Annotated in this window: 6 protein-coding genes; 2 read left to right on the forward strand and 4 right to left on the reverse strand. The window is 47.3% G+C overall.

The window, feature by feature from the left end:
• The first annotated feature begins 51 nt into the window (after window positions 1-51).
• Window positions 52-1,305, forward strand: coding sequence for a divalent metal cation transporter (locus GY683_RS06125; protein ID WP_297287901.1), 1,254 nt, complete (start codon window positions 52-54; stop codon window positions 1,303-1,305).
• 49 nt (window positions 1,306-1,354) lie between these two features.
• Here GY683_RS06125 and GY683_RS06130 read toward each other — a convergent pair whose 3' ends face one another.
• Window positions 1,355-2,533 carry a trypsin-like peptidase domain-containing protein gene (locus GY683_RS06130; protein WP_297287902.1) on the reverse strand — a complete coding sequence of 393 codons (1,179 nt, stop codon included), beginning with the start codon at window positions 2,531-2,533 and terminating at the stop codon, window positions 1,355-1,357.
• A 215-nt stretch (window positions 2,534-2,748) separates the two neighbouring features.
• Here GY683_RS06130 and GY683_RS06135 point away from each other — a divergent pair, with 215 nt between their 5' ends.
• Window positions 2,749-3,510, forward strand: a complete 762-nt coding sequence (locus tag GY683_RS06135) for a Nif3-like dinuclear metal center hexameric protein (RefSeq protein ID WP_297287903.1) — start codon at window positions 2,749-2,751, stop codon at window positions 3,508-3,510.
• A gap of 94 nt (window positions 3,511-3,604) precedes the next feature.
• Here GY683_RS06135 and GY683_RS06140 read toward each other — a convergent pair whose 3' ends face one another.
• From GY683_RS06140 to GY683_RS06150, 3 genes are all read right to left on the reverse strand, one after another.
• On the reverse strand, window positions 3,605-6,400 hold the full coding sequence (locus tag GY683_RS06140; RefSeq protein WP_297287904.1) for a LysM peptidoglycan-binding domain-containing protein: 2,796 nt from the start codon (window positions 6,398-6,400) through the stop codon (window positions 3,605-3,607).
• 336 nt (window positions 6,401-6,736) lie between these two features.
• Window positions 6,737-7,297, reverse strand: coding sequence for a hypothetical protein (locus tag GY683_RS06145; protein ID WP_297287905.1), 561 nt, complete (start codon window positions 7,295-7,297; stop codon window positions 6,737-6,739).
• 130 nt (window positions 7,298-7,427) lie between these two features.
• Entirely contained in the window at window positions 7,428-8,570 is a 1,143-nt protein-coding gene (locus tag GY683_RS06150) for a CNNM domain-containing protein (protein WP_297287906.1), read from the reverse strand.
• Window positions 8,571-8,577 lie beyond the last annotated feature (7 nt).

The raw sequence follows: 8,577 nt of genomic DNA on the forward strand, positions 1-8,577 counted from the left end.
TTGCGCTTTTGTTTTAGTATGTTGTTTTTATTTTTTGGAATTTGGTGGATTATGAGAGATTTATCCCAAGTAGGCACGAGCAAGGAACTAAACTGGCGTGCGTTCGGGCCTGGTATTTTGATGGCATCAGCAGCAATCGGTGGTTCGCATTTGATTTCATCAACGCAAGCTGGTGCACTTTATGGTTGGCAGCTTGCCATCATGATTATTTTGGCGAACGTATTTAAGTACCCATTTTATCGCTTTGGTACCGAATACGCTTACAGTACAGGCGACAGTCTAGTTGTCGGCTATGCCAAAAAATCACGCGTTTACTTGTGGATTTTCTTTATTCTGTGCATCTTGTCAGGCATCATCAGTACGGGTGCCGTCGCCCTGCTGTGTGCTGTGATTTTGGGTCATTTGTTACCGTTCGAGCTTGGCACGTTACCACTTGCGGCGGCGGTTATGATTTCATCATGGGTGCTGTTGGTGGCTGGTCACTATAAGGCACTTGACAACATCACTAAGTGGATCATCATGGCGCTGACCATCGCAACCATCGCTGCAGTCGCGGTTGCCGTGGGCAAGCCTCCTGTGATGCAGCCTGATTTTATTGAGGCATCGCCGTGGAATCTAGCAGCACTTGGCTTTATCATTGCACTCATGGGCTGGATGCCAGCGCCACTAGAGTTCTCAGTCATCACATCGGTCTGGACATCCAAGAAAATCCGCACCGATCACACCAGCCGTTATCAAGGCATGGTTGACTTTAACGTGGGCTATATGACATCTTCGATTCTGGCACTATTTTTCTTGGCGCTTGGCGTATTCGTACAGTACGGCTCGGGCGAAGAGATTGCCATGCAAGGCGGCGCTTATGTTGGTCAGCTGATCGAGATGTACACACAGACCATCGGAGAATGGTCAAGATTGCTGGTTACCTTCATTGCATTTTTATGCATGTTCGGCACGGTGATCACGTGTATCGACGGCTATGGACGTACCAACGCAGAGAGTCTATCGCTGATTAAGTCAGGCGACACCCTGTTGTCTGAAAAATATGTCAAACTATGGACAACATTCACCGCAATCGCAGGTTATGTATTGATTGCCTTCTTTATGGGTCAATTGGCCGCATTATTAAAATTCGCCATGATCAGCGCTTTTGTTACCGCGCCCATTTTTGGCTACCTAAACTACTCACTCATCAAGAGCGAAAACAAACTCACGCCAGTGATGAAGTGGTACGCCATCGCAGGTATCGCATTCTTGTCGGCATTCACCCTGCTGTTCTTATTGCAGTCTTTTAAGATCATCGGTTGATTAATCTTACAAATAATAAACCTGCTCAAGTGGCAGGTTTATTTTTGGGTTATCTGTCTAGATTGGGGCGTTCGCCAAGTGTGATTTGAAGTGTCATGGGCTTTGTATTACGGATGATTTTGGCTGTTAGTGTGGTATTGGGTGTATGCCGAGACACCACACCTGATAAAGTATTGGCATCCTTAATCGCAACACCATCTAACTCCACGATGACGTCGCCTGCCTGTAGTCCTGCGGCATAAGCGGGCGTACCTTCCCAGACTTGCGCCACCAAGACGCCCTGGCTAGACTCTAGGCTGATCGGGTTAGTTTGATTCTGAGCAATACCAACACCAAGCCAACCACGGCTGACTTTGCCATTGGTGATGAGTGCGTTCATGACTTGTTCAATGATGCTTGTCGGAATGGCAAAGCCAATGCCCATCGAACCACCTGAGCGCGAATAGATAACCGTATTAATCCCAACAAGCGCACCTTCGGAATCGACAAGCGCCCCACCTGAATTACCCGGATTAATCGCTGCATCCGTCTGAATAAAATCCTCAAAGCTACTAATACCAAGCCCTGTACGCCCTGTCGCTGAGATGATGCCCTGAGTAACTGTCTGGCCAACACCAAAAGGATTGCCAATGGCAAGTGTCACATCACCAACACTGATGGGTGAACTGCGAAACGCCAGTGGCTCTAGATCATCAAGCGCCACTTTAATCACGGCCAGATCGCTGTCTGCATCGCTACCAATGACTTTCGCGCGCGTTTTTCGGCCGTCGTTTAGCGCGACGATGATGTCATCTGCCTGACTGACGACATGCGCGTTGGTGACGATGTAGCCATCTTTTGAGACAATCACCCCCGAGCCTAAGCTTGCGCCCTGCTGCATCTGCGCGCCATAATACTGCTCAAAAAACTCTCTAAAAGCCGGATCGTTCATATAAGGGTGACGAATGGTCTGAGTTGTATAGATATTAACCACTGACTTGGCGGCGCGATCGACTGCATCTTTATATGAGCTGATGGCAGGCGCTGCGTTGGAACTTTGGGCAGGTTCAGCCGTTACGGGTGTCCAAGCTTGATTCTCGGGTGTCGGCTGCGCTATTGCCTGCTGAGGCGTGCGCATAAAAAACGCCCAATACAAAACAGCTGCCAGCACTAATGCGATCAGCCATGGTAAAATCAGCCAAATACTTGCACCTCTCTCAAGGCGTGGTGAATGCTGCGGATGGTTCATTTAGTATCCTTATTTAAAATAAATCTTCGGTATTATAATGGGTAAATATTGGGATAATTTTGCGAAGATAAAGTGAATTTAAATAAAATTATTACTCAATTATACGATCAATCACCGAGTGAGGCTGCAATTTTATAAATCACCACAAACACCCAGCATTTGCACAATAAACAAAAAATCGTTAAAATAATTTATTTTATTATTGTAGAATTATTATGACCGCCATTACCGCTACCGCTCTGAGTGCCTTTTGTGATGAATACCTAAGCGCGGATGAATTTAACGACTACTGCCCCAACGGACTACAAGTCGATGCCGACATGCCCATCACCAAGGTCATCACTGGAACGACCGCCTGTCAAGCACTCATTGATGAAGCCATCCGTGAAGATGCACAAGCGATTTTGGTACATCATGGCTATTTTTGGAAAGGTGAACCCGCGCCTTTGGTTGGCATGAAAGGTCGTCGTGTGCGCACATTGATGCAGCATGGGATATCGCTCATCGCATATCATTTACCCTTAGATGCCCATCCTATTATCGGTAATAATGCCCTACTTGCCAAGGCGCTTGACCTTGAGGTAACTGGCGCATTATATCCTTATGAGAAGCATCCGATTGGCAATATCGCTACATGCGAGCCGATTACTCCTGCTGATTTTACTGACAAAATCACTGCCAAACTGGGTCGCACCCCACTACATATCGTAAGTGGTAAATCCCACCTCACCAAGATCGCACTATGTACAGGTGGCGCTCAGGACATGATTGAACAAGCCGCCAAGATGGGCTGCGATGCGTTCATCTCAGGGGAGATCTCCGAGCGCACGACACATAGTGCGCGTGAGCTAGGCATAGATTATTTTGCTGCGGGGCATCATGCCACCGAACGCGATGGCATTCGTGCGCTTGGCGAGGTCGTCGCTAAGGAGATGGGCGTGGAAGTGGTATTTGTAGATATTGACAATCCTGCATGATATTAGGCTGTAAATAAACAAGACTTTAGGCTCTAGCATATAGCATTTATTTAAGTAATAAAAAACCGCACTCTATGTGCGGTTTTTGTTTGGTTTATTTGTTCGGTACAGTTAGGGTTTGACCGATACGAAGACTTGCGTTATTCTCAAGATTATTCATCTTTGCAAGCTCTTCAGTGCTGATGCCGTAGCGACGTGCTAGCGAGATCAGATTATCGCCCGATTTTACCTTATAGGTTGTGGTAAGCTTTGGCACCTTAATAACTTGACCGCGGCGCAACTGAGCATTAGTGGCAAGATTATTTGTCTTCGCCAAATCATTGACAGACACACCAAATCTAGTCGCCAATCCTGTTAAATGTTCACCAGATTGAACGGTGTAATTTTCAGTATTGGCGATGGTGTTACCTGCAGGCGCTGCTTGTGATGGCGCCGCTTGAGTGTTTGCGCTTTGGCTGTGAGCAGGTGTGGCAATAGCGGCAGACTTAGCAGAACCTGCAGCAGGAATGGTGATGGTCGTACCTAATAGCAGGTTTGAATTGGTATTTAGGTTATTCGCATCAGCCAATTCCTTAATGGTGATGCCATGACGTGCTGCCACCGATGTCAGGCTATCGCCAGATTTTACGGTGTATTTGATCGGTTGGTTATTTAGCTTGCGAGCGACAGTTTCCTTTGATACTGGCACCTTAATAACCTGACCTGCAATCATGCCGGCATTTGGCTGGAAGTTATTCAACGCTGCGATGTCCGCATTAGACACGCCCAAGCTATTGGCAATGCCTGTTAGCGTATCGCCAGGCTTAACAGTGTAAGTACCCGTCTGAGAACTTGCACGCTGACTGGCAGGCTTCGTTGCTGTATTGGCGGCAGGCGCGGCATTTGTTACTTTTGCAGCAGGTACTTTGATCTGCTGACCAATTAGCAGACCATCAGTTGGCGACAGACTGTTAAGCTCAGCCAGCTGATGCACACTGATGTCGTGTTTACGTGCGATAGAAGTTAAGCTCTCACCTGCTTGTACGCGGTGTGTTGCTGTCTTGGTGTTGTTGGCAGCGTTATTGGTCTTAGCGGCTGTATCGGTGGCTGTTTGTGTTGGCTTAGGTGCTGGTTTGACCTTGCCTGGCACCAGCCACAATTTCTGTCCGCGTTGAACATAGGTGTTGGTGCTGATGTTGTTATAGCTTGCCAATTGGCTTACTGTCAGGTTATTCGCTGCAGCGATACCTGTTAAAGTATCACCAGAACGCACCGTATAACTCTCAGGACGTGCTGCAGGCTTGCGCTCTACAGGTCGAGAGGTATTGGCATTCGTCTGCGGACGCGGCTGCTGCGGAGCTGTCGCAGGTGGCGGTGTATAACTTGGCTCAATGACAGGCTCGGGCTCGGATACAACAGGCTGTGGCTGTGGTGCGACTGCAACAGTCGTGGCAGGCGCTGAGTAGCTTAGCGACTTGGACTGACCACGCGCCTCTAACACAGACTGAGCTGTCTGTAATGCGTCTAGCTGGATATTACCGTCATTAGGGTTTACTGCTTGTACTGCTTCAGGTGTCGTCGCTTGAATCTGTGCGGCGATAAAGTCTCGCTCTTCCTGAGTCAATGGCGGCTCTTGAACGATGGTGTTATTGGCAGTCACTTGCGCGATGGTGGTCGGCAAGGTATTAGACTGCATCAGCTCTTGCTGAGATGTTGAGTTGGCAGCAGCGCCTTTATTTGGCAGGACGTACTGCGTCGTCTGTGCAGGCGCTGTGGCTGAATACGAACCGCCATAGCCAAAGCCAGTCAATGCAGACAGCTGGTCATCAACGCTGCTGTTTAGGCTATCAGGAATCACGATACGATTTGGACCTGCACTATCAACCGTGAAATTCGTTAATGCTGGGTTCAGTAGACGCAATTCATCAAAAGGCACACCTGTGATGTTGGCGATCTCTTGTAAGCTAACACCATAGTTCACCGGTACAGTTCTAAAATGCGAATGGTTGGCGATGGCTGGTAAGTTTACGCCATAGCTAGATGGCGATGCGACAATCTGCGACACCGCGATAAAGCGCGGCACATAGTTCATCGTCTCTGTCGGTAGATTCAATGACCAATAATCAGTCGGCAAGCCCGCTGCTTCGTTAGCGCGGATCGCACGAGATACTCTGCCAGGACCTGCGTTGTAGGCCGCCAAGGCAAGCTCCCAAGAACCAAACTGGTTATACAGACTGGTCAAGAAATCATAGGCAGCGCGAGTCGATTCGATCACATCACGGCGACCATCGTAGCTTGAGCTTTGATTTAGACCATAAATACGACCTGTGCTTGGGATAAACTGCCACAGACCTGCCGCTGCCGCATTAGACGTGGCAGATGGGTCGTACGAGCTTTCAATGATTGGCAGTAGCGCTAGCTCCGTTGGGATGCCACGGCGCTCTGCTTCTGTTACTGTATGATGTAGATAACGTGATGCACGGGCGGTCAGGCGATCAAGGTAGCTTTGGCGGCTATAGAACCACGACTTTTGAGCTTCAATGCGCGCGTTATAGGTATCGCCCATCTTGTAGCCACGGCGTACACGATCCCACAAGTTGCCGTAGCGTTGAACCGTTAATGCGTCGCCTTGCACCATGCTCATGTCGGTGGCTTGTAATAAATCTTCCAATTCATCAAGCATCGCCTCATCCAACACGCCACTATAGCCGCTTGATTGGCTTTGGGCGGCTGGCGTTGGTGTTGTGCGCGCAATAGTGCCGGTTGGCGTGGTAGTGCCTGTGCTACTACACGCTGCCAAAAAATACGCCGACACAGCAAGCGTCAATGGCTTCATCAGCCCCACTGTGCGTGAGTTTTTTTGGTTTTTTGTGTGGTCTGGATGGCCGTTGGTGGACGATGAATGTGACATATGCGATAAGCCTTAATTACCTAAACATAAAAATGAATAAAATTCCATATTTTACAAATAATTTATCCACCCAAGCACAACATCAATCAGTACTTAGGCGTCTTAAATATCGGCAGATTTTCACTTGGTACAATCAAAGCAAACATCAAACCTTACAATGTAAAAATAACTGCTTAATAATGCCTGATTTTTTGTGCATTATCAACCATCAAATAAAAAATTTACCACAAAAATACCGTCAGCCCTGCTTATTTTACAAAACACAACTGACGGTAAAGTATCTGAAAAAATAACTAACTTTTGAGCGGTAGCGCCATTAAGTCACAACGCAAAAAATCAATTAATCGTTACCTGCGACACCGAACGAAGTAGCACCGCATTAGAGCCAGATTCTGACAGTGTCGCTCGCGATGTCGTGATGAGCTTAACGGGCTTGCCATTTTCTATCCATGTTTCTGTAGTGACTACCTGAGCTCGGGCTTGGTTGCCGGCGATGACCACGTCGCTGATGCGGATGTTATAGCGGTAATTGGTTGATTTAGCCCAGCTTTTTTGGAGAAGCTGTAGATAGCCGTTCTTATCTAGATTGGCGGTTTTGCCGTTACGAGTCAATGAGATGATGACTTCATCAGAGATAAGGCGTGAGATTTGACCGATGTTTTGGCTGTTCGCTGCTTGATTCATGGCAGCCGCATAAGCCTGAACAGATGCTTCGCTGATCGCATGGGCTGGCGCACTGATTAATGTCGCCGCGCCCAATGCTGCCACCAAGCCAAGACCCATAGAACGGCTAACTTTATTCATCGATAGCTTCGTCATCGCTGCGATCGCAGTGGCGATTGCGCCGATTTTCATGCCTGTTTTTAGGTAAGTTTTTTTATTGTTCTTGATTCTCATGTTGCACCTCATGTAGATGAATTATTATCGTCGGTGTGACGAGATAAGGTCAAGATAGCAAATTAGCTTTAATCAATCATGGCTAATTGTAACAACTTGTTGCAGTTTTAAGAGCTTAATGTGTGCTGCTCTATTTATCATCATCCAATGATTCAACTTCTTCAAGCTTGGCCCCGATGCGATTCATGCGGCGATCCATTAATTGACGTGCCAATGCCTGCATGTCATCCACGCGGTCGAATTCATCAACGATCTCAAGACCCAATAGCGTCTCTAGCACATCTTCAAGGCTTACCAGACCTTTGACCTCGCCAAATTCACCCACAGCCAACGCGATATGAACACGTTCTTTTAGCATAAGATCAAGCAGATCAAACAGCTTCATTTTAGCAAACACAAAATTAATATCACGCTTGAAATGCTTGATCGGCGTGTGATTTTCTTGGTTAGCCTTGGCGATGAGCAGGTCAGACTTTAGAATAAAACCTGTAGTATTGTCCAAATCCTCACTAAAAATCGGAAAACGAGAAAACGGTAGCTTAGGATGATTGGCAAAAATATCACCCACCGTCATCGTCTCATCGAACGCCATGATCACAGAACGTGGCGTCACAATGTCTTCGACATTAATCATGCTAAGCGCCAAAGAGTTCTTAATAATACGCGTCTCAAGCTCACTCATCTGCCCCAAGCTCTCGCCCTGATTGGCAAGCGCAATAAACTCATGTCGGCTAAAAGTCGATTCTGTATTACCACGCGTTACCAACCGAGAGATTTTCTCAGCGAACCACACGATCGGCATTAACACAAAATTAATCGCACGCACATAATACGCCACCGGAATAGCAAAACGTCGCCAGTAAGTCGTGCCTAGCGTCTTTGGGATGATCTCTGTACCAATCAAAATCGCAATCGTCATTACTGCACTGAACACGCCAAACCACACATCACCAAAGACAATCGTCGCCTGCGCACCAGCACCAAGTGAACCTAGCGTGTGTGCGATCGTATTTAAAGTAAGGATGGACGAAATGGATTTTTCGATGTTATTAACCTTAACATCTTCCAAGAGCGCTGCGGCTTTTGGGTCTTCTTCTTGCAGGGTATCGACATAAGATGGCGTCATCGTCAAAAGCGTGGCTTCTGATATTGAGCAAATGAATGACACGACCAAAGATAAGGAAATAAAAAACACAAGCAAAATGATGTTGGTCGTGCTGACTTGTGCACTTTGATTGGCATGGGCAGCCAAAGGCAAACAAAGACTAAAAATAAGAAAA

The sequence above is a fragment of the Moraxella sp. genome, assembly GCF_024227015.1.
Classification (GTDB): Bacteria; Pseudomonadota; Gammaproteobacteria; order Pseudomonadales; family Moraxellaceae; genus Moraxella.

Coding starts and splice junctions, on each gene's coding strand:
- GY683_RS06125 (WP_297287901.1), top strand. CDS start 52: ATGAGAGATTTATCCCAAGTAGGCACGAGCAAGGAACTAAACTGGCGT.
- GY683_RS06145 (WP_297287905.1), bottom strand. CDS start 7,297: ATGAGAATCAAGAACAATAAAAAAACTTACCTAAAAACAGGCATGAAA.
- GY683_RS06130 (WP_297287902.1), bottom strand. CDS start 2,533: ATGAACCATCCGCAGCATTCACCACGCCTTGAGAGAGGTGCAAGTATT.
- GY683_RS06135 (WP_297287903.1), top strand. CDS start 2,749: ATGACCGCCATTACCGCTACCGCTCTGAGTGCCTTTTGTGATGAATAC.
- GY683_RS06140 (WP_297287904.1), bottom strand. CDS start 6,400: ATGTCACATTCATCGTCCACCAACGGCCATCCAGACCACACAAAAAAC.